This is a genomic window from Pseudomonas sp. S1_E05 (assembly GCF_056337105.1).
Window position 1 is genome coordinate 5,564,543 of sequence record NZ_JBFRHM010000001.1, and the last position, 23,659, is coordinate 5,588,201.

Consider the following 23,659-nt stretch of genomic DNA (forward strand, 5'->3'; position numbering starts at 1 on the left):
TCGCTCCCACAGGGATAGGGTGTAAATCAGTGCAGCTTCAGGCGCGGCTCCGTCCCGCGGCCGATCTTGCTGCCCAGCATCAACATCGCTGTTCGGAACGCGCCATACAGCGCCATTTGATGCATGCGGTACAACGACACGTAGAACATCCGCGCCAACCAGCCCTCGAGCATCACACTGCCGGTGAGGTTGCCCATCAAGTTACCCACAGCGGAGAAACGCGACAGCGAAATCAGCGAGCCGTAGTCGGTGTACTTATACACAGGCAGCGATTTACCTTCGATGCGCAGCTTCAGGGATTTGGCTAACAACGACGCTTGCTGATGCGCCGCCTGGGCACGCGGCGGGACATTGCGGTCGGTACCCGGCTGAGGGCAGGCCGCGCAGTCGCCGAAGGCGAAGATGTTTTCGTCACGGGTGGTCTGCAGGGTCGGGAGCACCTGCAGTTGATTGATGCGATTGGTTTCCAGGCCATCAATGTCCTTGAGGAAACCCGGCGCACGAATGCCGGCGGCCCAGACCTTCAGCCCGGCGTTGATCACATTGCCGTCGGCGGTGATCAGGCTGTCCGCGGTCACCTCACTGACGGCGGCATTGGTCATGACGTTGACGCCGAGTTTCTCCAGGGTCTTGTGCACAGGCCCTCCGATCCGTTCCGGCAGCGCTGGCAGCACTCGTGGGCCGGCCTCGATCAGGGTGATGTGCATGTTTTCCGGCTTGATCCGGTCCAGGCCGTACGCCGCCAGCTCATGAGCGGCGTTATGCAGCTCGGCCGCCAGTTCCACGCCCGTGGCACCGGCGCCGACGATGGCGACGCTGATCTGCTGCACTGCATCGGTTTGCCCGGCATGCGCGCGCAGGTAATGGTTGAGCAGTTGCTGGTGGAAGCGTTCGGCCTGCTTGCGGGTATCGAGGAACAGGCAATGCTGCGCCGCGCCCTGGGTGCCAAAATCGTTGGTGGTGCTGCCGACGGCAATCACCAGCGTGTCATAAGGCACTTCACGCGCCGGCACCAGCTCCAGCCCGGCTTCGTCGTAGGTGGCCGCCAGCTGGATTTTTTTCTGCGTGCGATCAAGCCCGCTCATGCGCCCCAGCTGGAACTCGAAGTGGTTCCATTTTGCCTGGGCTACATAATTGAGTTCATCTTCGGAGGAATTCAGGGAACCGGCGGCCACTTCGTGCAGCAACGGTTTCCAAATGTGGGTCAGGTTCGCGTCGACCAGCATCACGCTGGCCGTGCCGCGCTTGCCCAGAGTCTTACCCAGACGGGTAGCCAACTCCAGGCCGCCGGCGCCGCCGCCGACAATAACAATACGATGGGACATGGGGATAACTCGCAAGGCTAAAGGAAACGGGTGCGGTTACCCGAGCGAGCGCCAGGCAGCTCATAGCGTCAGGTAACTGATAAAGCGGCTCAACAGGCCCAGGCTGATGGTCACGGCCAACACCATCACCAGGAGCATCCAGGGCCGAAAAGGCCGGCGCTCGACTTGGTGCTGAGACAACTGCAGATACTCTTCGACATGCTTTTGGTCGTCAGGGTTCAGGCGGCTGGTCATATTGGCCTCGTCAGGGGGTAGACGTTGCTGAATGTGTAGAAGCTACATGCCGGTTGCGGTGCAATACCTCAGCCCGCATTGAAGGGAGCATAGCCGCTTGCCGGTATCGGCTCGACCGTGACCGCATCGTCCAGGCGAATGATTCCACTTTGTAACACCCGGGCGGTGATTCCGCCATGCCCCCGAACCGCCTGGAAGGTGCCTGGGCCGAGGTTGTCCTGCAGGCGTGCGCACGGCTGGCACCAGCCGGTGGTTTCGAAAATCGCCTGGCCGATCCTGAAGCGCCGGCCCTTGAGGCTGAACAGGTTGATGCCACTGACGACGATGTTGCGGCGCAAATCCTGAGGCAATACCGGCTGATCGTGCGCACGGCCCATCAGCGCACTGATCACAGCCAGGTGTTCCGACTGGATCAATGTCACCTGGCGCGCATTGCGGATACCCGGGCGGGTGCGATCACCCGTCAGGCCGGCTTCCAGGCGTGCCTCTACCGCGTCGAGCTCGATCATCGGCGCGTGGCGCTCTGGCCGCACGCCGATCCAGCGAACGCAGCCCTGCTGGGGCACATGGGCGAGTAAATCCTGCAAGGGGCTCACAGACTGATACCGACATCGAACACGATGCTGCGTCCCAGGTTGCTGCGTAGAAAGTCCGGCGCGTCCGGATGGGCAAACAGGACGCGGGCAAACGTGGGGCCCACCAGCGACAGCGAGCGCCAGCCCTGGCGCAGGTACTCGGTAGGCGGGGGGAAGTGGCTATTGAGGTCGAGCACTTCGCGCTTGAGGCTGGTGAAGGCGATGATGTCCAGTTCGCCCAAGTCCATGCCGCGTTCCTTGTAGTTGTGAGCTTTCTTGCGCAGCGTCGGCGCCAGCCTCTGCAGGTACTCATTGGCCGGAATGCGCCGGGGCTTGGCCTCGCGGCGCACCAGGGAACTCAAGGAAAACGCCGTGCGCCGGCGTTGCAACTCGTCTCGCCATTCATCGTTGAGGCGTCTTCCTTCGTCGAGCACGAAAAACACTTCGAAGTTGGCGTCGCGAAACAGCACGTCCGGTGGCTCGCCAGCCGGGGCGAACTCATCGACGCGGTAGGGGATGTTCAAGCCTTGCAGCAGGCGCTGGCAGACCCAACGCTCACGCTCCCATTTGCGGGCATTGGACAGGAACGCGTTGGCTTGCTCGGCCGCGATGGTCAGCAGGCGAAGGTAATCTGAGTCATCCATAGGCCCAAGCTTAGCGTTCAATTGCGACAAGCTGAAAGCGTTTGACCGCAAAGGACATCACTGGGCAGTTGGAGCCTGCGGTGTAGACTGATGGCCATTGCGCGCAAGCGATCAAACGAGGGATCAGACGTGAAATGTTGGCCGTTGTTGCTGCTCAGCCTCTTGCCCCTGTGTGCCCATGCGTTGGAAGTCGGCGACCGGTTGGCGCCCTGGACGTTGCTTGACCAGTTCGATCACGCCTACAGCCTCGACGATCAGGCGCAGACGTTGCTGGTGGCCCGGAGCATGGATGGGGCCAAGATGGTCGACGCCGCGCTGCAAGGCCAGCCCAAAGGGTACCTGGAAGCGCGCCACGTGGTGTTTGTCGCGGACATCGAGCGCATGCCCCGACTGATTGCGAAAATGTTCGCGGTGCCCGCCATGCGCAGCTATGACTATCGGATCATGCTTGACCGGGACGGTCGAGTGGCTCCGCGCTATCCCGGTGCGGTGGATAAGGTGCTGTGGTTGACGCTCGAAAAGGGGCGACTGGTGGGCCAACAGGAATTTGCCACGGCGGAGCAATTGCGTGAGGCCCTGGAGAAGGCCGGCCGATGATAGGCGCGCCGTTGCTGTCACCCGAAAGCCTGACGACTGGCTGGCTGATTTACCTGCCGGTGATTCTCTGGGCCATCTGGCGCGCGCCCTGGGTCGAGTTGTTCAGCGACCGTCGCCGCCAACACCTGCTGTTCGGCACCGTGTTCGCGCTGTTCATGCTGTGGCTGGTGCGGCGCGATTTCGATACGGGTGTGTCCTACCATTTCCTCGGCATGACGGCCGTGACCCTGCTGCTGGATTGGCCTTTGGCGATCGTCGGCGGGTTGGTCGCGCAACTTGGCCTGGTGTTGCTCGGACGACAGGACCTCGCTGCCGTTGGCGTCAACGGCGCCCTGTTGATCGTGCTACCGGTGCTGGTCACTGAATGCTGCGCGATTCTGGTGGAACGGGCGCAGCCGCGTAATCTCTTCGTGTACATCTTCGTTTCCGGTTTCTTCGCCGCTGCGCTGTCGGCGTTGCTATGTCTGCTGCTGGCACTGTGGTTACTTTGGTTTGACGCCGTGTTTGCCATGCCCTACTGGCTCGAAGATTTTGTCGGCTACCTGTGGTTGATCATTTTTCCCGAGGCGTTCATCAACGGCATGGTGATCAGCGCACTGGTGGTGTTTTGCCCCGAGTGGCTGGAGACCTTCAACCGCACTCGCTACCTTTCGGCGCCCTGGAAGGATGACGATCCCAAATCTTGATCCACATCAAAGGCAAAAGAACCGGACGAATCCATGCTCGCGCAAAACCTTCAGGAGCATCGAAATGAGTGTCTACGAATGGGCAAGGCAGGAACTGCGCCACAGTCTGGATGCAGCGCAGGAAGTTGGGTTTGATCCGGGATTGAGCCTGCGCGCCATGCTCAGTGCGGTTGTTCAGCAGAGCAAGGCGGTGCGCAGTGTCGAGGACCTGGCCGACGAGTTGCAGTTTCTCGCCGAGAACCTCGATGACGGTCAGGACTACGGTTTCATGCGGCCCTGACCTTCGGCCTTAGTGACGGGGTTCGAAGTCTTCGCTGAACAGATCGTCCTCAGCGTCGGGGCCGACCGGGATCTTGTGTTCTTCCGACGCCCAGGCACCGAGATCGATCAATTTGCAGCGGTCCGAGCAGAACGGCCGGAATTGGCTATCGGGTGCCCATTCGACGGGAGCGCCGCAGGTCGGGCAATTGACGGTTGGGGTCTGGCTCATGACTGGCCTCCACGCAATGTTAAGTAAAAATGATGCAGGCGCTCGACCTCGCTGTGCAGCCAGGCGAGGTCGCGGTCGTTGACCACCACGTCGTCGGCATGGCTCACGCGATCCTGACGGCTGGATTGCGCCTTGAGGATCGCCTGGACCTGTTGCTCGCTGGTCTGGTCACGTTGCAGGGTGCGTTCGATCTGCAGCTGTTCGGGCGCATCGATGACCAGCACGCGCTGGGTCATGGCGTACTGCCCGGACTCGATCAGCAAGGGCGAAACCAGAATCGCGTAAGGCGATTGTGCCTTGCCCAGGTGTTCGGCAATTTCCTCGGCGATCAGTGGGTGTAGCAGCGCTTCAAGCCACAGGCGCTGATTGGGGTCTTCGAAAATCAGCTTGCGCAACGCCGTGCGATCGAGCTGTCCGTTGGCGTGCAGTACGCCGGGACCGAAATGTTCGGCAATTTTCGCCAGCGCCGGACGACCCGGTTCCACGACCCAGCGTGCCGCATGATCAGCATCGACCACGTGAACGCCGAGGTCGATGAAGTGCTGCGCCGCCGCGCTTTTGCCGCTGCCGATACCGCCGGTCAGGCCGAGAATCCAGGGTTTTTCCACAGGGGTATTCATTTCAAACCGACAAACTGCCAATAGAAGTCGGTTATTTGACCACCCCAGAGCAAGGCAATCCAGCCGGCAATTGCCAGATAGGGTCCGAAGGGCAGTGGCGTTGATGTTTTTGCGTTGCGCAGGTTGAGCACGATCACGCCCACCACCGCGCCCACCAGCGACGACAACAGTATCGTCAGCGGCAAAATCTGCCAGCCGCCCCAGGCGCCCAGCATGGCCAGCAGCTTGAAATCGCCGTGACCGATGCCGTCCTTGCCGGTGATCAGCTTGAACACCCAGAACACCGTCCACAGGGCCATGTAGCCAGCGATCGCGCCCCACAACGCCTCGTGCAACGGCACGAACAGCTCGAAGCTGTTGACGATCAGCCCCAGCCACAGCAGCGGCAGCACCAGTGCGTCCGGCAGCAGTTGGTGCTCGGCGTCGATCAAGCTCATGGCCAGCAGACCCCAGCTCAACACCATGACCAGCAGCGCCTGCCAGCCGAAGCCGAAATGCCAGGCGACGAAGGCCCAGAGCAGGCCACAAGCCAGTTCGGTCAGGGGGTAGCGCTTGCCGATCGGCGTTGCACAATGCGAGCAACGTCCGCGCAAGAACAGGTAACTGAGCAGCGGTATGTTTTCCCAGGCCCGGATGCGGTGCCCGCATCGCGGGCACTGGGAGTGGGGCAGCAGCAGGTTGTAGGTGGGCAGGGGCGTTTCATCCGGCAAACCGAGGATCTCTTGGGCCTGCAATCGCCATTCACGGGCGAGCATTTTCGGCAGGCGCCAGACCACCACATTGAGAAAACTGCCAACCAGCAGGCCCAGTACCAGCGCCATGACCACGAATGCCAGCGGGTAAATCGTGAGAATTTCATTCCAGAGCATGTCAGATCGCAGCGCCGAGTTGGAAAATGGGCAGGTACATCGCCACCACCAAACCGCCGACGATAACACCCAGGACCACCATGATGAACGGTTCCATCAGGCTGGTGAGGTTATCGACCATGTTGTCGACTTCGGCCTCATAGAAACTCGCGACTTTGTCGAGCATGTCGTCAAGGGCGCCGGACTCTTCGCCAATGGCGGTCATCTGAATGGCCATGTTGGGAAAAATGCCGGAGGTGCGCATGGAAAAATTCAGCTGCATTCCCGTCGATACATCCTGCTTGATCCGCTGCACCGCACGCTTGAATACGACATTGCCGGTGGCGCCGGCCACCGAATCCAGCGCTTCGACCAGGGGCACACCGGCGGCGAAGGTGGTCGACAGCGTACGGGCAAAACGGGCCACGGCGGATTTGTACAGCAAAGTGCCAATCAATGGCAGTTTCAGCAGCCAAGTGTCCATCGTGTCGCGAAAGCGTTGGGATGTTTTCAGCGCTCGGCGCACGCCGAAGATGGTCGCAATCATCAAGCCCAGGACAAACCACCACCATTCCTGCAAAACCTTTGAAAGGCCGATGATCATGACCGTGAACGCCGGCAGCTCAGCACCAAAATTCTGGAACACCGACTCGAACTGCGGCACCACCTTGACCAGCAGAATCCCGGTGACGATGATCGCGACGACCACCACCGCTGTCGGGTAGGTCATGGCTTTCTTGATCTTGGCCTTGAGGCTTTCACTCTTTTCCTTGTAGGTGGCGACCCGCTCAAGCAGGGTGTCCAACGCACCAGCCTGTTCACCGGCGTCTACCAGGTTGCAGTAGAGTTCGTCGAAATACTCCGGCTTCTTGCGCAGGGCGGCGGCGAAGCTGTTACCCGCTGCCACCTCCTGTTTCACCTCGTCCACCAGCTTGCGCATGGCCGGGTTATCGAAGCCTTCGCCGATGATGTCGAACGACTGCAACAGCGGCACGCCGGCTTTCATCATGGTCGCCATCTGCCGCGTAAACAGGGCGATGTCCTGGGCCTTGATTCGCTTGCCGAAGCTGAGAATCGAGGCAGATTTCTTGCGCACCTTGCCGGGGTTAATGCCTTGCTTGCGCAGTTGAGCCTTGACCAGTGCCGGGTTCTGGCCACTTAGCTCGCCGGACATTTTCGTGCCTTTGCGATCGGTGCCTTCCCAGGCATATACGCTGATTTTTGCTGCCTTGGCCGCCATGATCAGTCCTTGGTCACCCGATTGATTTCTTCAAGGCTGGTAATGCCCTGCATGGCCTTGATCAGGCCCGAAGTGCGCAGGTCGTTGAACCCGTCCTTGCGCATCTGGATATCAATTTCCAGCGCGTTGCCGTCGGCCATGATCAATCGTTGCAGCGCTGGCGTGTTCTTCACCACCTCATAAATCCCCACGCGTCCCTTGTAGCCTGCGTTGCAATGCTCGCAACCGACCGGTTCATAGATCGTGAACTGGCCGATGCGTTCCTCGGGGAAGCCCTCCGTGAGCAACGCTTCGCGGGGAACATCCAGGGGCTTCTTGCAGTGGCTGCACAACTTGCGCGCCAGGCGCTGGGCGATGATCAGGCTCACCGAGGTGGCGATATTGAACCCATGGATGCCCATGTTGTGCAGACGGGTCAGGGTTTCGGCCGCGCTGTTGGTGTGCAGGGTCGAGAGCACCAGGTGACCGGTCTGGGCGGCCTTGATGGCGATTTCGGCGGTTTCCAGGTCGCGGATCTCGCCGACCATGATCACGTCGGGGTCTTGCCGCAGGAAAGAGCGTAAGGCCTGGGGAAACCCCAGCCCCTGTTTGGCATTGACGTTGACCTGGTTGATCCCTTCCATGTTGATTTCCACCGGGTCTTCGGCGGTGGAGATGTTGATGTCCACGGTGTTGAGAATGTTCAGCCCGGTGTAAAGGGATACGGTCTTGCCCGACCCGGTGGGCCCGGTTACCAGAATCATCCCCTGCGGTTGTTTCAGGGCCTCCATGTACAGTTCTTTCTGATCCTGCTCATAGCCCAGGGCGTCGATGCCCATCTGCGCGCTGGACGGATCGAGAATCCGGATCACCACCTTTTCACCCCACAGGGTCGGCAGGGTGTTGACCCGAAAATCGATGGACTTGCTCTTGGAAAGGCGCATCTTGATGCGCCCATCCTGGGGCTTGCGCCGTTCGGAGATGTCGAGACTGGCCATCACCTTCAGGCGCGCAGCGATGCGGCTGGCCAACTGGATCGGCGGCTTGGCCACTTCGCGCAGCATGCCGTCGGTGCGCACCCGTACGCGGTAGGTTTTTTCGTAGGGTTCGAAGTGCAGGTCGGAGGAGCCGCCGCGGATGGCGTCGAGCAACATCTTGTGAACGAAGCGCACCACCGGCGCGTCGTCGGCATCCTGACCGGCGATGCCGTCCTGTCGTTCGTCGATTGCTTCGATGTCCACGCCATCAAGATCGACGTCAGCCATCTCCTCCAGACCGGTGGCGTGGTTGTCGAAGAATTTGTCGATGGCGTCGCTGAGTTTGTCTTCCTCGACCAGGATTGCTTCGGTGGTGAGTCCGGTGCTGAACTGGATATCGTTGATGGCCTGATGATTGGTCGGGTCGGACACCCCGACGAACAGTTTGTTGCCACGTCGCCACAGAGGCAGCACGTGATGCAGGCGCACCAGTTTTTCGCTGACCAGATCTTTGGGCTGGGAATCCTTGTCGAGCCGATGAAGATCGAGCAGGGCCATCCCGAAGTGCTCCGAAGCGATCTCGGCCACCTGGCGGCTCTTGACCAGTTTGTTCTGCACCAGATAGCTGACCAGCGAGATTTTTTGGCGTTGCGCCTGTTGATAGGCCTGTTGCGCGCTTTTGTCAGTGAGCAGTTCGGCGAGGACCAATTGCTTGGCCAGGCCGCTTAGAGCGATGTCATTCATGGGAGTACCGGACGCGAACAATTCATGACTTATAGCCTAGTCAACCGGTCGAGCCAAACCAGTGGTTTTGAAGTGACAAAAAGTGTCAGTTAGTGCGAATTCCGGGGGGCGCCCATTGCGAGTTTTGGGCGGGGGGCCTTCATTGCAGGGGTTGAAAGATCTGGCACGGGCTGTGCTGAAGGCCATTAAGATCATGAGATTCCGACTCATGCATGGAGCCTGTCTATGAATAATCAAAAAGGTTTTACCCTTATCGAGCTGCTGATCGTCGTGGCGATCATCGGGATCCTGGCGACGTTCGCGATTCCGGCGTACTCCAAGTACCAGGCGCGGGCGAAGGTGACGGCGGGGTTGGCGGAGATTTCGGCGTTGAAAGTGGCTTATGAAGACAAGCTCAATTCGGGCACGGCGGCGCCGTCTACCACTGATATCGGTGCCAGTACCACGTCGCAGCACTGCACTATCAGTGTCCTGGCAGCGCCAAGCAACGGGATTGTCTGCACGCTCAAGGGGGCGCCGACGGTTGTCGCCAACGCGACGATCACGCTCACTCGTGATGCGACCAGCGGATGGTCGTGCAAAACCAGCGCAACGGCCGATTACGCTCCAGCGGGTTGCCCTACAGGCACATGATTGATCGCCTGTCTGCTGACGGAAACCCGCCTTCTGAGGCGGGTTTTTTTTGCCGTATAGGCTCAATTCCACCGCGCCCCCTGCGTAATTGGAAAACCTTCGCAAATTCATGGCCTTAGGCCCACGCGAAAACCGGCAACTTGCAAGTCGATAAATGACAAGTCATGCAAATTGCATGATTTCGAAAATTTACTAAATTTATAAGTGATTGATATATATAGGTTTTATTCTTGTTTCAAAACTGGCACAGCGTTCGCAATGTACTGGGTAACCTGCTGACAAGACATCCAGCAGATTTTCCAGAAAAACAGGAGTTACTCGTATGAAGAAGTTCGTAATCGCTTCCGCTGCTGCTACCGCGCTGACCCTGACCATGGCCAACGCCGCTTTCGCTGCTCAGGCTACCCAGGCCCCAATGATGCTGGCCGCTGGTGAAGTTACCGAAGCCAAGGAAGCCACTTCCGATACCTGGATCACCACCAAAGTCAAAGCTGACCTGGTTACCGAGAAAGGCATTCCTGGTACTGACATCAAGGTAGAAACCAACAAAGGCGTGGTTTCCCTGTCGTCCACTACTGCTGTGACTGAATCGCAGAAAGCCACCGCCGTGGCCATCGCCAAGAAAATCAAAGGCGTCAAAGCGGTCTCCGCTGACGGCCTGAAAGCCGAGTAAGGCAAGACTTCTCGCCTGGACCGGGAGAAGGTGCGGTAGACGGGCCGAGTCATACGTCTGCCGCCACTTTGGAGTTCATGCGACGGCCATAAGGATGTGGCCATTACAGGCCTCGGGCATTCGTGCTCGGGGCCTGTTCTATTTCTGGCCACGCAAATCAAAGTGAATGGGGCTACACACAATAAAACTGTGGGAGCGGGCTTGCTCGCGATGACGGTGTGTCAGCCACATGGATGGCGACTGATACGACGCTATCGCGGCGGTGCGACGACTCGACAAGCCCCACAAATGAGTGAGTCAAGCCGAGTACTCAGCGTAATCAGTTCCCACGCTTGCTGGTGATCTGCCTCAGCCGGTTACCCTCGAACCGCAGGTACTGATACATCCCGCCATTGGGCCCGTAGGTCCATTCCTCGACCTGGAATTCTTCGCGCCGGTTGGCGCTGCGCTTGTAACCCAAAAGATCGCGGCTAACGGGCTCGCCGCACTTTTGCAGCACCTCGCTGGACCGATCCCCGACGCTGATCAACTGGCTGCCGCAACGCAGGGTATCGGCAGCCCAGGCGTGGGTTGTACCCAATGCCAGTGTCAGGCCGAACAGAACCTCCCGGACCCTCATTCGGCGTCCAGGTGCATCGGTGTCACTACCCGACCGTCACTTTCAGCCTCGCCGAGGCTGGCGTCGATGAAGTACACACGATCATCTGCCAGTTGGCCCTTGTCGACCAGGTAGTCCTTGATGCTGCTGGCGCGGTCCTGGCCCAACTGGCGCAACAGCACGTCGCTGGAGCTCCAGAACTTGATGACGTCGGCGCGCATTTTCGCCGTGCGCTCCTCCTTGCCAAGGTCGGCCCATTCAGCCGGTGGCTGGGTTTTCAGGCGGGTACGGTAGATGCCTTCGAGCAGCGGGCCTTTCTCGCCCTCCGGGACTTGCAGCAGCGACGCCTGCGCCGGCACCTTGTCGCCGCGACGCTGGAGCATTTTGTAGTAGTTGTATTGGTATTCGCGTTCCAGGCGCTGCTCGGCAATCAGCGGGCCATCGCTGCTGGCGGCCGCCGTGCCCTCGATCTCCAGGCGCAGCGCCGGACGTTCCTTCAGGGCCTGGGACAGTTTGACCAGTGAACCCTCCGCATCCTTGCTCAGGTCGCTGGAACCCGGCGCGAACGACACCGTGCCCAGATCCTCGGAACCACCGCCACTGATCAGCCCGCCGATCATCTTGAACGGTGCGGCGGCGGCCTTGACGATCAGGTTGCGCAGGGTCTGCCAGACAATTGGCATGACGCTGAATTGTGGATTGTTCAGGTCGCCGGTCACCGGCAGTTCGATGGAAATCTTGCCGTCGACGTCCTTGAGCAAGGCAATCGCCAGCTTCAATGGCAGGCTGACCGCATCGGGGCTGTCGACCTTTTCACCGAGCTGCAACTGCTCGACCACCACTTTGTTTTCTGCCTTCAATTGGCCTTTGGTGATCAGGTAATGCAGGTCGAGGTTGAGCCGACCCTTGCGGATGCGGTAGCCGGCGAACTTGCCGGAGTAGGGCGTCAGCGTGGTCAGTTCCACGCGTTTGAAGCTGGTGGCGATGTCGAGGCTCGCCATCGGGTCAAACGGATTGACCGCGCCCTTGATGGTCACCGGGGCGTAGCGGTCGACCTTGCCCTTGACGTCTACGGTCGCCGGTTTCGCCTGACGGCTGTCGATGGTGCCGATCTGGCCGTTGAGCTGTTGAACCGCAGTGGCAAAATTCGGCGTCAGGCTGAAGTCGGCGAAGTTGGCCGAGCCGTCGTTGATCGCAATGCCACCGATGTGGATGCCCAGCGGTTTGTCTTTGCTCGCCGGTTTGGCCGCTGCGGTTTTGCCGCCGGAGTCGGCCGGTTGTGGAATCAGCAGGTCATCGACGTTAGTGGTACGGTCGTCGTTGATCATGAAACGCACATAGGGCTGGAACAGGTTGATGCGGTCGATCGACACGCTGTCGCCATGCTGGTAGTTCAAGCCTTCGACCACCACCTGCTGCCACTTGAGGAAGTCGCGGGTTTTCAGGGTATCGAGGGTGTGCAACTGATCAATCTGCGCCCGTCCGGTGACGCTGAGTGCCAGCGGCTCGGTGCTCTTCAGGTCGACCGCCAGATCGCTGCCGAGCATACCGCTGCGCAGTTCGAGGCGGATGAACGGATTGATGTAGGACTGCGCAACACGCAGGTCGATGTCTTTGGTTTGCACCTTCAGTCTGGCGCTCACCGGCGCCAGGTTGACCTCGCCCTCAGCGTTGACTTTGCCTTGCTTGCCGACGCCGGCGTCGAGCTTGAGGGTAAAGGGCGAACCATTGAGGCTGTCGAAGTTCTGCAGGTCCAGGTTCAGCGGTTTCAAATCCAGCTCGACAGCGGGTTGCGCCTTTCGATCAGCCAGATGCACCTGGTAGTCGCGCAACTGCACGTCCTTCAACAACACTTGCCACGGCTTGCCGGGCGTTTGCGGCGCTTTCGGCGAGTCGGCCGCCGCCGGTGTGTCAGCGGGTTCGGCCTTGGCCTTGACGGCTGCTTTGGACGGTTGGCTGGCGAACAGTTTTTGCCAGTCGAGTTGGCCATCGGCTTCCAGAGCGGCCCAGGTTTCGAGCTTCTGACTGCGGATCTTGCCGACCACCACTTGTTGCCTGGCCAGGTCCACGGTGGTGTCGGTGACATCCAGTCGCTCGAGTTTTGCCAGTTGCCGGCCATCCGGGGCCTTGATGGCAAACGGCGCCACACTGACCGCGACGTTGCTGAGCAGCAGTTCGGTTTGCTTGGCCAGATTGAGTTTGTAGTCGGTGCTCAGGCTGACAACGCCGTCTTCGAGCACCAGCGGCACGGCGTCGCGCACGTAGGGCCAAAAGGCTTTCATCTTGCCGTCAGTAATTTTCAGCGTGCCCTCGGAGGCAATCGGGATCAGGCTGAAGTTACCGGACCAGTCGATCTGTCCGCCGTTGGGCCCGACAGCCACCAGGGTCATGTCGGCGCTGTCTTCGGGCAGGGTGCTGAGGTTTTTCAGCTCGAAGTCCAGTTTGTCGTAGACGAATTCGATAGGCTCGCTGGGGCGTTCGTCCAGAAAGTGCACGGCGCCACCGGCCAGGTTGATGCGTTCGATGCGCAATGGAAAGGGCTTGGCGTCGGGATTGGCTGGCGTTGGCTCACTCGCCGGCAACTTGAACAGGCCCAGCAAGTTGAGCTTGCCGTCCTTGTCAAAAAGAATCTCCGTCTTGGGTTTGTCCAGTTCGATGTCGGCCAGGTGTAGCGCCTTGGTCCACAGGCTGTCGAGCTGCAGGTTGGCGTACAAGCGCTCGAAGCCGACCTGTTCCTTGCCCGGCTCGCCAATGGTCAGGCCCCACAGCGTCACTTCAAGGCTGAAGGGATTGAGTTCGATTCGCTGCAGCGTGGCGGGTGTCGTCGCATAATTGGCCAATTGTTGATTGGCTACACGCAAGGCTATGCCCGGCAGAATCAGAAACCCCAGCAGGCTGTAGAGGGCCAGGGCAGTCAACAAGGCGCCGACGGCGCGAATCAATCCTTTGTGCATGTGCAGCTTCATCTGTCTGAATCGGAGTGCCTTGGAGTATGGCACGCGTTTGCGGTTCCGAAGCAAATGAGCTGCACACCACTTTCAGATTTGTCTGACGTGTTTCAGAGCTGCAGGATCAGGGTTTTCAGCGGGGGCTGTTGGTCCATCGACGGAAAATCCCTTGCCGGCTTCATCTCTGTCCATTCGCGTACCGGACGCCCGGCCTTCTCGGCACAACGCAAGACCTGTTCGCGCCAGTCATCCATGCTGACTTTTGCCAGGTTGTTGCAGCAGATCAGCACGCCATCCTCTGCGGTGGTCAGCAGGGCAGGTTTAAGCAGGCTCTGGTAGTCGCGCAGCAGGTCGACGGTGCCGAATGCACTCTTGGCCCAGGCCGGTGGATCCAGCAATACGAGGTCGTATTGGCGTTGTTCCAGGCGTGGGTAGCTCGGCAGCTTTTGTCCGCGACGCTGGCTGACGGGCAGCCCGGCCAGTTGGCGGATAGCCGGGAAATAATCGGACTGGATAAATTGCATGGTCGGCAGATCCGGGTTGAGCAGGCCGTTTTCCCGGCCGACGGCCAGGTTGCCCTCGGCAAAGTCCAGGTTGCACACCTCGCGCGCCCCGCCAGCCGCTGCGCTCAGGCCGACGCCGCAGGTGTAGGCGAACAGGTTCAGCACGCTTTTGTTTCGACTATGGTCCTTGACCCAGCCACGGGCGTTACGCAGGTCGAGAAACAGCAGCGGGTCCTGGCCGGCGTGGCGGCCGCGTACCCGATAGTTCAGACCCCATTCATGACCCACCAGGTCTTGCAGGGCGGCGTCATCGGCCTTGTAGACCGTGTCCTCGCGATCAATCCGCGAATTGCCCCGCGAGCGGTCGTTGTAGACCAGCAAGGTGTCGAGCCCCAGATGTTGATTGATGACGGCGTGGATGTGCAGCAGGTCTTCACGTTCCAGCGTCTGGTGAAAGCTCTGCACCAGCAATTGCGGACCGTAGCGGTCGATGGTCAGGCCACCGGCGCCTTCCTGGCTGCCGTGGAACAGGCGATAGCAGTCGGTGCCCTGCTGATGCAGTTCGGCCAGCAGGTCCTGGCGATGATCAAGGGCGGCGCGCAGCGCCTGGTTCAAGGAAGACATGCTGGGCGCCTTGCTGGAGGAATGGGGCGCGGGAGTTTAGCAGTTTGACGTCAGACCGAGGTGAAGCGATCGCGACGGTGCGACGTTTCGCCAAGCTCGCTCCTACAGGGGGCGTGCGCAGATTCCCTGTATGAGCGAGCTTGCTCGCGGTGCTTTTACTGGTTTAGCCGCTTATCGACCAGATCCTGCACCACGCTCGGGTCCGCCAGCGTCGACGTATCTCCCAGGCTGTCCAGTTCATTGCAGGCGATCTTGCGCAATATCCGTCGCATGATCTTGCCCGAACGGGTTTTCGGCAAGGCCGGCGCCCACTGGATCAGGTCTGGCTTGGCGAAGCTGCCGATTTCCTCGCTGACGTGGGCCAGCAGCTCCTTTTTCAGCTCGTCGCTGGGCTGGATACCGTTCATGGGGGTAACGAACGCATAGATACCCTGGCCTTTGACATCGTGGGGGTAACCGACCACGGCGGCCTCGGCAATGCTGTCGTGCAGCACCAGGGCGCTTTCGACTTCGGCGGTGCCGATGCGGTGGCCAGACACGTTGATGACGTCGTCGATACGTCCTGTGATCCAGTAGTCGCCGTCCTCATCGCGGCGTGCACCGTCGCCGGTGAAGTAGTAACCGGGGTAGGGCTTGAAGTAGGTGTCGACCATTCGCTGCGGGTCGCCGTACACGCTACGGATCTGCGCCGGCCAACTGGATTTGATCGCCAGCACGCCGCTACCGGCTCCTTTGATCTCCTTACCGGTTTCATCCAGCAACACCGGTTGCACGCCGAACATCGGTTGGGTGGCGCAGCCGGGTTTGATCCGTTGTGCGCTGACCAGGGGGCTGAGCATGATGCCGCCGGTTTCGGTCTGCCACCAGGTATCGACGATGGGGCAACGCTGTTCGCCGACAGCATTGAAGTACCACTCCCACGCTTCCGGGTTGATCGGCTCGCCGACGCTGCCGAGCAGTCTGAGGCTTGCCCGCGAAGTTTCCTTCAACGGTTCGGCCCCTTCGCGCATCAGCGAGCGCAGGGCGGTCGGAGCCGTGTAGAAGATGTTCACCTTGTGTTTGTCGATGACCTGCCAGAAGCGCGAGCTGGTCGGGTAGCTCGGGACGCCTTCGAAGATTAGCGTGGTCGCGCCATTGGCCAGTGGACCGTAGACGATGTAACTGTGACCGGTGACCCAGCCAACGTCGGCGGTGCACCAGAAGACTTCCTTGTCGCGGTAGTCGAGTACGTACTTGAAGGTCATGGCGGCTTGCAGCAGGTAACCGCCGGTGGTGTGCAGCACGCCTTTGGGTTTGCCGGTGCTGCCGGAGGTGTAGAGGATGAACAGCGGATCTTCGGCATCCATCGGCTCCGGCGGGCAATCGTCACTGACGTCGCGCAGCGCCTGGTGATACCACAGGTCCCGGCCCTCGACCCAGTTCACCTGGCCCTGGGTGCGCTCCACCACGATCACCGTGCTGACATTCGGGCAACTGAGCAGGGCTTTGTCGACTTTTTCCTTGAGTGAAACGAACTTGCCGCCGCGCACGCCTTCATCGGCGGTGATCACGGTGCGGCAGTCGGCGTCGAGAATCCGGTCACGCACCGAGTCGGGAGAAAACCCGCCAAACACCACCGAATGCACCGCGCCAATGCGCGTGCAGGCGAGCATCGCGTAGGCCGCTTCGGGAATCATCGGCATGTAGATGCACACGCGGTCACCTTTCTTGACGCCTCGGCTTTTGAGCACATTGGCGAGGCGGCACACGTGATGGTGGAGTTTTTTGTAGGTGATTTGCGCGGATTCGGCCGGGTCGTCGCCTTCCCAGGCAATGGCGACCTGATTGCCGCGTTCTGCCAGGTGGCGGTCGATGCAGTTGTAGCTGACGTTCAACTGGCCACCGGCAAACCAGCTGGCTTCACCGGTTTTCAGGTTGTAGCGCTGGACGGTGTCCCAGGGTTTGCTCCAGTCCAGAAAGTGCCGGGCTTGCTCGGCCCAGAAGTCGCCGGGGTGTTCGACCGATTGGCGGTAAAGGCGCTTGTAGTCGTCTTGACTCAACTGTGCAGCCTGGCGGACGGCATCGGCTTTGGGGAACGTGCTGATATCGAACATGACGGTTCCTTATTCTTGTTTTGCGACAAGAGTAAAGATGGACCGAGATGGGGAAGGGTTCAACCGGGTTGCCCGAATTCCGGACTCACAGCAAAACAACCAGGGAAAAACGACTGTGGGAGCGGGCTTGCTCGCGATTGCAGTGTGTCAGTCAACATAGACGCTGAATGACACACCGCTATCGCGGGCAAGCCCACTCCCACAGTGGGCATAGCAGTGGGGCTAAGGATCAGCCGCGGTGACGACCGCGGAAGTAGTTGATCAGGCCCTGGGTAGACGCATCCTCGGCCGCGGTTTCTTCGCTGCCGACCAGGCGGTTGTAGACGCCCTTGCCCAGTTCCTTGCCCAGCTCCACGCCCCACTGATCGAAGGCATTGATGCCCCAGACCACGCTTTGCACGAAGACCTTGTGTTCGTACATCGCCACCAGAGCGCCGAGACGACGCGGGCTGATGCGTTCGACCACCAGAGTGTTGCTCGGACGGTTGCCCGGGATCACCTTGTGCGGCGCGAGTCTCTGTACATCGGCTTCGGCCATGCCCTTGTCGCGCAGTTCGGTCTCGGCCTCGGCGCGGGTCTTGCCGAGCATCAACGCCTGGCTTTGCGACAGGCAGTTGGCGTACAGCCACTGGTGGTGATCGGACACTGGGTTGAAGCTGACGATCGGCACAATGAAGTCGGCCGGGATCAGTTGGGTGCCCTGGTGCAGCAACTGGTGATACGCGTGCTGGCCGTTGCAGCCGACGCCGCCCCAGATCACCGGACCGGTATCGGTGGACACCGAGGTCCCGTCCTGGCGCACGCTCTTGCCGTTGGATTCCATGTCCAGCTGTTGCAAGTGCTTGGTGATGTTACGCAGGTAGTGATCGTACGGCAGGATCGCGTGGCTTTGCGCACCCCAGAAATTACCGTACCAGACGCCGAGCAGGGCCAGCAGCACTGGCATGTTCTGTTCGAACGGGGCGCTTTGGAAATGCTGGTCCATGGTGTAGGCACCGGACAGCAGCTCCTTGAAGTTCGACATGCCGATGGCCAGGGCGATCGGCAAGCCGATGGCCGACCACAGCGAGTAACGCCCGCCGACCCAGTCCCACATCGGGAAGATGTTTTCTTCACGAATACCAAAGGCGACCGCCGCCGCGTTGTTGCTGGAAACGGCGATGAAGTGACGGTACAGCTCGGCTTCCGAACCACCCTGCGCCAAGTACCAGGCACGAGCGGCCTGGGCATTTTTCAGCGTTTCGAGCGTGTTGAAGGATTTCGACGAGACGATGAACAGCGTGGTTTCGGCGCGCAGCTTCATGGTCAGCTCATGGAACTCACTGCCGTCGATGTTCGCCAGGTAGTGGCAGCGCACACCTTTTTGCGCGTAGGAAAGCAGCGCTTCGGATACCAGCTCCGGGCCGAGGAAGGACCCGCCGATGCCGATGTTGACCACGTCGGTGATCGGCTTTTCCGTGTAACCGCGCCACAACCCGTCGTGGATACGGCCGACGAGGTCGGTGATCTGGTTCAGCACCTTGTGGACTTCCGGCATGACGTTGACGCCGTTGACCGACAGCTTGTCGCCGACCGGGCGGCGCAGCGCGGTGTGCAGGGCCGGGCGGCCTTCGGACGAGTTGACGATCTCGCCTTCGAACAGCGCCTTGATCGCGCCTTGCAGGTCGACTTCCTTGGCCAGGCCGACCAGGAGGTCACGCGTCTGGGCGTTGATCAGGTTCTTCGAGTAGTCGAGAAACAGGCCGCAGCTGCTGAGGGTGAATTGAGTAAAGCGCTGCGGATCGGCATTAAAGGCCTCGCGCATGCTGAAATCCTGCATGGCTTGGCGGTGTTCTTTCAGCGCCTGCCAAGCGGGCAGTGCGGTCACGTCTTGAGGAGTACGGTAATACGCCATCGCTGCGGGTTTCCTTTTTACTTGAACGGCCTTTTGAACACTAAAAGTCACGGAGCGCCATGGGTGGGCGCCCGGTCAAACTGCGTCGACACGATTTCATGGCACAGGGCGACTACAGTAAACCTCGCGCTGCGATCTGTCTTGACTTTGTCTGACCCGTTCCCGGTACTTTTTTGTACATGGGATAGGGAACGGTCCGACAAACGGGGAAATTGGCTCAGGCGACCTGGACGGGGATGGCGTTGCTGGTGTGGCTCAGCTCATTGCCTGGGGCCATATAGAGCATGCGCGGCTTGAAGTGGGCGAGCTCGGCTTCGCTGTACTGCGCATAGGCGCAGATGATCACGCGGTCGCCGACCTTGGCCTTGTGGGCTGCGGCGCCGTTGACTGAAATGATGCGCGATCCTTCTTCGCCACGAATCGCGTAAGTGGTGAAGCGCTCGCCGTTGTCGACGTTGTAGATCTGGATCTGTTCGTATTCTCGGATGCCGGACAGGTCCAGCCACTCGCCGTCAATGGCGCAGGAACCTTCGTAATCGAGTACAGCATGAGTGACTTCGGCGCGATGCAGCTTGGCCTTGAGCATGATGGTGTGCATGAGTGTTTCCCAGGTCGAGGGGGCGATGGGTTCCTGTGTGGGAGCAAGCCCGCTCCCACATATTTCAGGAAGCGTCGAGATCCAGGTGCAGGTTGTCGATCAGGCGCGTGGTGCCCAGGAATGCCGCCACCAGAATCACCAGGTCGCGGTCCTGCGCCGTTGCCGGGCGCAAGGTCAGTGCATGACGGATTTCCAGGTAATCGGTGCGCAGGCCAGCGGCCTCGAGCTGCTGCTGTTGCGCCGCGATCAACGCCGGATAATCCCGATCGCCCTGTTTGATGGCCTCGGCCATCGAGGACAGCGTGCGATACACAATCGGGGCAACCGCGCGCTGTTCTTCATTGAGAAAACCATTGCGCGACGACAGCGCCAAGCCATCGTCGGCGCGGACTGTCGGCTCGCCGATGATCTGGATCGGCATGTTCAAGTCATGCACCAGCGCGCGAATGACAGCGAGTTGCTGGAAGTCTTTCTGGCCGAACACGGCCAGGTCCGGCTGAACCATGTTGAACAACTTGCTGACCACCGTCGCCACGCCTTCGAAATGGCCAGGACGACTCGCACCGCACAGGCCTTCGGACAGTTGCGGGACGCTGACGCGGGTTTGACCGGCCATGCCCTCGGGGTACATCTCTTCAACGGCGGGGGCGAACAACAGGTGGCAACCGGCTTCGAGGAGTTTTTCCTGGTCCGCCGCCAGTGTGCGCGGGTACTTGTCGAGGTCTTCGCCCGCGCCGAATTGCAGTGGGTTGACGAAAATGCTCGCGACCACGAAATCTGCCCGTTGCGAGGCCTTGGCAATCAGCGCCATGTGACCGCTGTGCAGGTTGCCCATGGTCGGCACCAGGGCAATGCGCTTGCCTTCACTGCGGGCGCGAGCTACGGCTGCCCGCAGTTCACGTAGGGTTTTTACGGTGTTCATGCAGAGAATCCGTGTTCGGTGCCGGGGAAAGTCGTTGCCTTGACCTCGGATACATACGCGCCGAGCGCCGCCGCAATGCTGGTCTGGCCGGCCATGAAGTTCTTCACGAACTTCGGCACGCGGCCAGTGATCGACAGGCCCAGCATGTCGTGCAGCACCAGTACCTGGCCATCGGTGCCGTTACCCGCGCCGATGCCGATCACCGGAATGCTCACTGCCTGAGTGATTTCCTGAGCCAATTCGCTTGGCACGCACTCCAGCAACAGCATGGCGGCGCCGGCCTGCTCCAGGGCAATGGCATCGGCCCGCATCTGCCGCGCCTGATTCTCGCTGCGGCCCTGGACTTTGTAACCGCCGAGGAGGTTCACCGCCTGCGGAGTCAGCCCCAAGTGTGCACAGACCGGAATGCCACGCTCGGCCAGCAGGCGGATCGATTCCGCCAGCCACAGTGCCCCTTCGACCTTGACCATGTGCGCACCCGCCTGCATCAGCGTGGCGCTGTTGATCATGGTTTGTTCGAGGGTGGCGTAAGCCATGAATGGCAGGTCGGCGAGGATCAAAGCGTCGGTGTTTCCACGTTTGACGGCCGCGACGTGGTAAGCCATTTCGGCAGTGGTCACCGGCAAAGTACTGTCATGACCTTGTAGAACCATGCCGAGGGAGTCGCCCACCAACAGCACTTCGACGCCAGCCTCGTTGCAGGCGTGTGCGAAGGTGGCGTCATAGCAGGTCAGCATGGTGATTTTTTCACCTTTTTGCTTGAGACCTTGCAGCGTGGTCAGGGTGATGGCTGGCATCAAAAGTTCCTCATTCAGGCGCTGTGGAAACTACTGCGAGTAACGCGCGTGATTCTTCGTTAAATACAGGCGCACGCTCTGTTGTCGTGCTTTTAAGGCCTGGATTGCGCCCTTTACTGCCGAGTTGACGGCAGCGGGACGCCTATAGTCGTGAGGAGAACTCGGGAAGTCAATTACGTGTGTTACCGCATTGTTACGACAGGGGTGTTACCGAAGGGGACTGATGCGTTTCAGCACTGGCAACACAAGACTCCCCCTGTAGGAGCGAGCTTGCTCGCGATTTCGGAGTGTCAGTCACTGCTGAGCTAACTGGCCTGTCGCAATCGCGAGCAAGCTCGCTCCTACAGGGCGGCGTGCGGGAGGCGTTCGAGTCCGACGAACGGGCAGGCGGCGAGCATGTCGGCCAATGTGCGGCCATCCGGCAGGCGCAGGTCTGCCGGCGCCAGTTCGGCCAACGGATACAGGACGAAGGCGCGCTCCTGCATGTGGTAGTGGGGCACCTTGAGGCGTGGTTCGTCGATCAGGCGATCGCCGAACAGCAGAATGTCGAGGTCCAGCGTGCGCGGTCCCCAGCGTTCGAGACGTTCGCGGCCCTGGCCGTTTTCGATTGTTTGCAACGCGTCCAGCAGCACCAGTGGCGCCAGTGAGCTGTCGAGGGCGGCCACCGCATTGGTGTAGCGCGGTTGGCCGGGTAGCAGTGAGTCGCTCTGATAAAACGCGGAGACGCCGGCCAGGGTGGTCTGCGGCAAACGCGCCAGCGCATCGAGTGCGCTGCGCAGTTGTTCGGCAGGGTCAGCCAGGTTGCTGCCCATGCCAATGTAGATGCGTTCCATGGCGCTACTCGCCCGATGCGCTCGGTGCACCAGCCGCTCGTTTGCGTTTGGCACCGGTGCTGCGACGACGTTTGCGGGGAGCCCCGGGGGCGCCATCGTCCTTGCCGCCGAGGTCGCGGATCATGTCGCGACGTTCGCTGTCGTTGGCGTCCTGATAGTCGGTCCACCATTCACCCAGGCCGTCGGTCTGCTCGCCCGCGCTTTCACGCAGCAGCAGGAAGTCGTAACCGGCGCGGAATCGCGGGTTGTCCAGCAACAGGTCGGCGCGTTTGCCGCTGCGTCGCGGCAGGCGTTCCTGCATGTCCCAGATTTCACGGATGGGCAGGGTGAATCGCTTCGGAATCGCGATGCGCTGGCATTGTTCGGCAATCAGTTCGTGAGCGGCTTCCTGCATCGCCGGGATTGGCGGCATGCCACGCTCTTGCAGGCGCAAGACGCGAGCAGGCAGGGCAGGCCAGAGCAAGGCGGCAAAAAGGAACGCGGGGGTCACCGGTTTGTTCTGCTTGATGCGCAGATCGGTGTTGATCAACGCTTCACTGATCAGCGTGTGTGTGTACGTCGGGTTGTATTCCAGTGCCTCGGCGCTCGCCGGGAACAGCGGATCGAACAATTGCAGGTCGACCAGCATCTCGAATGTGTCGGCGGCATGGCCGGAGAGGAACAACTTCAGCACTTCTTCGAACAGACGCGCCGACGGGATCTCGCGCAGCATCGGTGCCAGGTCACGGATCGGCTGGGCACTGTGCTTTTCAATGCCGAAATTGAGCTTGGCGGCAAAACGCACGGCCCGCAGCATCCGCACCGGGTCTTCCTGGTAACGCTGCTTCGGGTCGCCGATCAGGCGGATCAGGTGATTGCGGATATCGTGTACGCCGTTGGCGTAATCAAGGATGCGCTCGCTGACCGGGTCGTAATAGAGGGCGTTGATGGTGAAGTCGCGACGTTGTGCGTCCTCCTCCAGGGTGCCATAGACGTTATCGCGCAGGATGCGTCCGCTCTCGTTGCGCGACGACTGGTTGCTGTCTTCTTCCTCGTCGTTTTGCGGGTGATTGGCGCGGAAGGTCGCGACTTCGATGATTTCACGGCCGAAATGGATGTGCACCAGCTTGAAGCGACGACCGATGATGCGCGCATTCCGGAATTCGGCGCGAACCTGCTCGGGCGTGGCGCTGGTGGCGACGTCGAAGTCTTTGGGCGTGATGCCCAGCAGCATGTCGCGCACGCAGCCACCGACCAGGTAAGCCTGGTAACCGGCGCTCTGCAGGCGTTCGACAATGTTCACCGCGTAGCGGCTGAATTGCGCCTTTTGCAGCGAATGTTGGCCGCTGTTAAGCACTTCAGGCGTGCTGCGGATGTGTTGCGTAATACGCTTGGGAGAACGGAATGACTGGAACAGCTTCTTCAGCATGGGATGCACTGTTTGAAGGAATGTTCGGCCAAAACGAAGAATGACCGCATGATGGGCGGGGATTCTAGCATTTAGTCAGAGGATGGTGTAGGACACCGTAGGAAGAGGTCCGGAAGACGGAAACTACAAGGGGGAGCCGAAGCTCCCCAAGAAGTAGTTGCATGCTCTATTTTTGT

General features: G+C 60.3%; 24 protein-coding genes. 5 read left to right on the plus strand and 19 right to left on the minus strand.

Going from position 1 to position 23,659, the window contains the following annotated elements; all coding sequences use genetic code 11:
* Positions 1–26 precede the first annotated feature (26 nt).
* The 4 genes from AB4N33_RS25750 to AB4N33_RS25765 form a co-directional block, all read right to left on the minus strand.
* A complete protein-coding gene (locus AB4N33_RS25750) occupies positions 27–1,325 on the minus strand; it encodes an NAD(P)/FAD-dependent oxidoreductase (protein ID WP_460120779.1) in 1,299 nt (432 codons plus the stop codon).
* A gap of 60 nt (positions 1,326–1,385) precedes the next feature.
* Positions 1,386–1,559, minus strand: a complete 174-nt coding sequence (locus AB4N33_RS25755; protein ID WP_460120781.1) for a DUF3094 domain-containing protein — start codon at positions 1,557–1,559, stop codon at positions 1,386–1,388.
* Positions 1,560–1,627: 68 nt separating this feature from the next.
* Entirely contained in the window at positions 1,628–2,155 is a 528-nt protein-coding gene (locus AB4N33_RS25760; protein ID WP_476458510.1) for an MOSC domain-containing protein, read from the minus strand.
* Positions 2,152–2,778 (minus strand): DUF1780 domain-containing protein, encoded by a 627-nt coding sequence (locus AB4N33_RS25765; protein ID WP_460120784.1) that lies wholly within the window; start codon positions 2,776–2,778, stop codon positions 2,152–2,154. Before AB4N33_RS25765 ends, AB4N33_RS25760 begins: the two co-directional genes overlap by 4 nt.
* Positions 2,779–2,907: 129 nt before the next feature.
* On the opposite strand from AB4N33_RS25765, the gene AB4N33_RS25770 reads away from it, so the two are divergent.
* From AB4N33_RS25770 to AB4N33_RS25780, 3 genes are all read left to right on the plus strand, one after another.
* Positions 2,908–3,375 (plus strand): FAD/FMN-containing dehydrogenase, encoded by a 468-nt coding sequence (locus tag AB4N33_RS25770; protein ID WP_476458511.1) that lies wholly within the window; start codon positions 2,908–2,910, stop codon positions 3,373–3,375.
* On the plus strand, positions 3,372–4,061 hold the full coding sequence (locus AB4N33_RS25775) for an energy-coupling factor ABC transporter permease (RefSeq protein ID WP_476458512.1): 690 nt from the start codon (positions 3,372–3,374) through the stop codon (positions 4,059–4,061). Before AB4N33_RS25770 ends, AB4N33_RS25775 begins: the two co-directional genes overlap by 4 nt.
* Before the next feature lie 64 nt (positions 4,062–4,125).
* Positions 4,126–4,341 (plus strand): hypothetical protein, encoded by a 216-nt coding sequence (locus tag AB4N33_RS25780; protein ID WP_460120788.1) that lies wholly within the window; start codon positions 4,126–4,128, stop codon positions 4,339–4,341.
* 9 nt (positions 4,342–4,350) lie between these two features.
* Here AB4N33_RS25780 and yacG read toward each other — a convergent pair whose 3' ends face one another.
* Genes yacG through pilB form a run of 5 tightly spaced genes read right to left on the minus strand, consistent with a single transcriptional unit; the run spans position 4,351 to position 8,959 of the window.
* Complete coding sequence (yacG, locus tag AB4N33_RS25785) at positions 4,351–4,551, minus strand: DNA gyrase inhibitor YacG (RefSeq protein ID WP_460120790.1); 201 nt, start codon at positions 4,549–4,551, stop codon at positions 4,351–4,353.
* Complete coding sequence (coaE, locus tag AB4N33_RS25790) at positions 4,548–5,171, minus strand: dephospho-CoA kinase (protein WP_460120792.1); 624 nt, start codon at positions 5,169–5,171, stop codon at positions 4,548–4,550. Before coaE ends, yacG begins: the two co-directional genes overlap by 4 nt.
* The gene (locus AB4N33_RS25795; protein WP_476458513.1) at positions 5,168–6,040 is read right to left on the minus strand and encodes a prepilin peptidase; all 873 of its coding nucleotides are present in this window, start codon (positions 6,038–6,040) and stop codon (positions 5,168–5,170) included. Before AB4N33_RS25795 ends, coaE begins: the two co-directional genes overlap by 4 nt.
* Position 6,041: 1 nt before the next feature.
* Positions 6,042–7,259 (minus strand): type II secretion system F family protein, encoded by a 1,218-nt coding sequence (locus AB4N33_RS25800; protein ID WP_476458514.1) that lies wholly within the window; start codon positions 7,257–7,259, stop codon positions 6,042–6,044.
* Positions 7,260–7,261: 2 nt separating this feature from the next.
* Positions 7,262–8,959: a type IV-A pilus assembly ATPase PilB gene (pilB, locus tag AB4N33_RS25805; RefSeq protein ID WP_460120798.1), complete on the minus strand. Its 1,698-nt coding sequence runs from the start codon at positions 8,957–8,959 to the stop codon at positions 7,262–7,264.
* A gap of 225 nt (positions 8,960–9,184) precedes the next feature.
* On the opposite strand from pilB, the gene AB4N33_RS25810 reads away from it, so the two are divergent.
* Together AB4N33_RS25810 and AB4N33_RS25815 are read left to right on the plus strand one after the other, a co-directional pair.
* A complete protein-coding gene (locus AB4N33_RS25810; RefSeq protein WP_460120800.1) occupies positions 9,185–9,592 on the plus strand; it encodes a pilin in 408 nt (135 codons plus the stop codon).
* A gap of 322 nt (positions 9,593–9,914) precedes the next feature.
* Entirely contained in the window at positions 9,915–10,265 is a 351-nt protein-coding gene (locus AB4N33_RS25815) for a BON domain-containing protein (RefSeq protein WP_460120802.1), read from the plus strand.
* Between the two features lie 319 nt (positions 10,266–10,584).
* On the opposite strand, the gene AB4N33_RS25820 is transcribed toward AB4N33_RS25815, so the two are convergent.
* The 10 genes from AB4N33_RS25820 to AB4N33_RS25865 form a co-directional block, all read right to left on the minus strand.
* On the minus strand, positions 10,585–10,884 hold the full coding sequence (locus tag AB4N33_RS25820; protein ID WP_460120804.1) for a DUF2845 domain-containing protein: 300 nt from the start codon (positions 10,882–10,884) through the stop codon (positions 10,585–10,587).
* Positions 10,881–13,829, minus strand: coding sequence for a DUF748 domain-containing protein (locus AB4N33_RS25825; protein WP_460120806.1), 2,949 nt, complete (start codon positions 13,827–13,829; stop codon positions 10,881–10,883). Before AB4N33_RS25825 ends, AB4N33_RS25820 begins: the two co-directional genes overlap by 4 nt.
* Positions 13,830–13,921: 92 nt before the next feature.
* Complete coding sequence (locus AB4N33_RS25830; RefSeq protein ID WP_460120808.1) at positions 13,922–14,938, minus strand: class I SAM-dependent rRNA methyltransferase; 1,017 nt, start codon at positions 14,936–14,938, stop codon at positions 13,922–13,924.
* Between the two features lie 155 nt (positions 14,939–15,093).
* On the minus strand, positions 15,094–17,031 hold the full coding sequence (gene acs / locus AB4N33_RS25835; protein WP_476458515.1) for an acetate--CoA ligase: 1,938 nt from the start codon (positions 17,029–17,031) through the stop codon (positions 15,094–15,096).
* Positions 17,032–17,260: 229 nt separating this feature from the next.
* The gene (gene pgi, locus AB4N33_RS25840; protein WP_460140888.1) at positions 17,261–18,925 is read right to left on the minus strand and encodes a glucose-6-phosphate isomerase; all 1,665 of its coding nucleotides are present in this window, start codon (positions 18,923–18,925) and stop codon (positions 17,261–17,263) included.
* Positions 18,926–19,142: 217 nt separating this feature from the next.
* The gene (panD, locus tag AB4N33_RS25845) at positions 19,143–19,523 is read right to left on the minus strand and encodes an aspartate 1-decarboxylase (RefSeq protein WP_460120814.1); all 381 of its coding nucleotides are present in this window, start codon (positions 19,521–19,523) and stop codon (positions 19,143–19,145) included.
* Between the two features lie 64 nt (positions 19,524–19,587).
* Positions 19,588–20,445, minus strand: coding sequence for a pantoate--beta-alanine ligase (gene panC, locus AB4N33_RS25850; protein WP_476458516.1), 858 nt, complete (start codon positions 20,443–20,445; stop codon positions 19,588–19,590).
* Positions 20,442–21,242 (minus strand): 3-methyl-2-oxobutanoate hydroxymethyltransferase, encoded by an 801-nt coding sequence (panB, locus tag AB4N33_RS25855; protein WP_460140890.1) that lies wholly within the window; start codon positions 21,240–21,242, stop codon positions 20,442–20,444. The genes panC and panB overlap by 4 nt, the downstream gene beginning before the upstream one ends.
* A 341-nt stretch (positions 21,243–21,583) precedes the next feature.
* Entirely contained in the window at positions 21,584–22,075 is a 492-nt protein-coding gene (gene folK, locus AB4N33_RS25860; RefSeq protein WP_476458517.1) for a 2-amino-4-hydroxy-6-hydroxymethyldihydropteridine diphosphokinase, read from the minus strand.
* Between the two features lie 4 nt (positions 22,076–22,079).
* A complete protein-coding gene (locus tag AB4N33_RS25865; protein ID WP_460140892.1) occupies positions 22,080–23,483 on the minus strand; it encodes a polynucleotide adenylyltransferase PcnB in 1,404 nt (467 codons plus the stop codon).
* Positions 23,484–23,659 lie beyond the last annotated feature (176 nt).

Excerpts from the sequence above, each read along its gene's own strand:
- AB4N33_RS25750 (WP_460120779.1), bottom strand. The coding sequence starts at position 1,325 with ATGTCCCATCGTATTGTTATTGTCGGCGGCGGCGCCGGCGGCCTGGAG.
- AB4N33_RS25755 (WP_460120781.1), bottom strand. The coding sequence starts at position 1,559 with ATGACCAGCCGCCTGAACCCTGACGACCAAAAGCATGTCGAAGAGTAT.
- AB4N33_RS25765 (WP_460120784.1), bottom strand. The coding sequence starts at position 2,778 with ATGGATGACTCAGATTACCTTCGCCTGCTGACCATCGCGGCCGAGCAA.
- AB4N33_RS25775 (WP_476458512.1), top strand. The coding sequence starts at position 3,372 with ATGATAGGCGCGCCGTTGCTGTCACCCGAAAGCCTGACGACTGGCTGG.
- AB4N33_RS25780 (WP_460120788.1), top strand. The coding sequence starts at position 4,126 with ATGAGTGTCTACGAATGGGCAAGGCAGGAACTGCGCCACAGTCTGGAT.
- yacG (WP_460120790.1), bottom strand. The coding sequence starts at position 4,551 with ATGAGCCAGACCCCAACCGTCAATTGCCCGACCTGCGGCGCTCCCGTC.
- coaE (WP_460120792.1), bottom strand. The coding sequence starts at position 5,171 with ATGAATACCCCTGTGGAAAAACCCTGGATTCTCGGCCTGACCGGCGGT.
- AB4N33_RS25795 (WP_476458513.1), bottom strand. The coding sequence starts at position 6,040 with ATGCTCTGGAATGAAATTCTCACGATTTACCCGCTGGCATTCGTGGTC.
- AB4N33_RS25800 (WP_476458514.1), bottom strand. The coding sequence starts at position 7,259 with ATGGCGGCCAAGGCAGCAAAAATCAGCGTATATGCCTGGGAAGGCACC.
- pilB (WP_460120798.1), bottom strand. The coding sequence starts at position 8,959 with ATGAATGACATCGCTCTAAGCGGCCTGGCCAAGCAATTGGTCCTCGCC.
- AB4N33_RS25810 (WP_460120800.1), top strand. The coding sequence starts at position 9,185 with ATGAATAATCAAAAAGGTTTTACCCTTATCGAGCTGCTGATCGTCGTG.
- AB4N33_RS25815 (WP_460120802.1), top strand. The coding sequence starts at position 9,915 with ATGAAGAAGTTCGTAATCGCTTCCGCTGCTGCTACCGCGCTGACCCTG.
- AB4N33_RS25820 (WP_460120804.1), bottom strand. The coding sequence starts at position 10,884 with ATGAGGGTCCGGGAGGTTCTGTTCGGCCTGACACTGGCATTGGGTACA.
- AB4N33_RS25825 (WP_460120806.1), bottom strand. The coding sequence starts at position 13,829 with ATGAAGCTGCACATGCACAAAGGATTGATTCGCGCCGTCGGCGCCTTG.
- AB4N33_RS25830 (WP_460120808.1), bottom strand. The coding sequence starts at position 14,938 with ATGTCTTCCTTGAACCAGGCGCTGCGCGCCGCCCTTGATCATCGCCAG.
- acs (WP_476458515.1), bottom strand. The coding sequence starts at position 17,031 with ATGTTCGATATCAGCACGTTCCCCAAAGCCGATGCCGTCCGCCAGGCT.
- pgi (WP_460140888.1), bottom strand. The coding sequence starts at position 18,925 with ATGGCGTATTACCGTACTCCTCAAGACGTGACCGCACTGCCCGCTTGG.
- panD (WP_460120814.1), bottom strand. The coding sequence starts at position 19,523 with ATGCACACCATCATGCTCAAGGCCAAGCTGCATCGCGCCGAAGTCACT.
- panC (WP_476458516.1), bottom strand. The coding sequence starts at position 20,445 with ATGAACACCGTAAAAACCCTACGTGAACTGCGGGCAGCCGTAGCTCGC.
- panB (WP_460140890.1), bottom strand. The coding sequence starts at position 21,242 with ATGCCAGCCATCACCCTGACCACGCTGCAAGGTCTCAAGCAAAAAGGT.
- folK (WP_476458517.1), bottom strand. The coding sequence starts at position 22,075 with ATGGAACGCATCTACATTGGCATGGGCAGCAACCTGGCTGACCCTGCC.
- AB4N33_RS25865 (WP_460140892.1), bottom strand. The coding sequence starts at position 23,483 with ATGCTGAAGAAGCTGTTCCAGTCATTCCGTTCTCCCAAGCGTATTACG.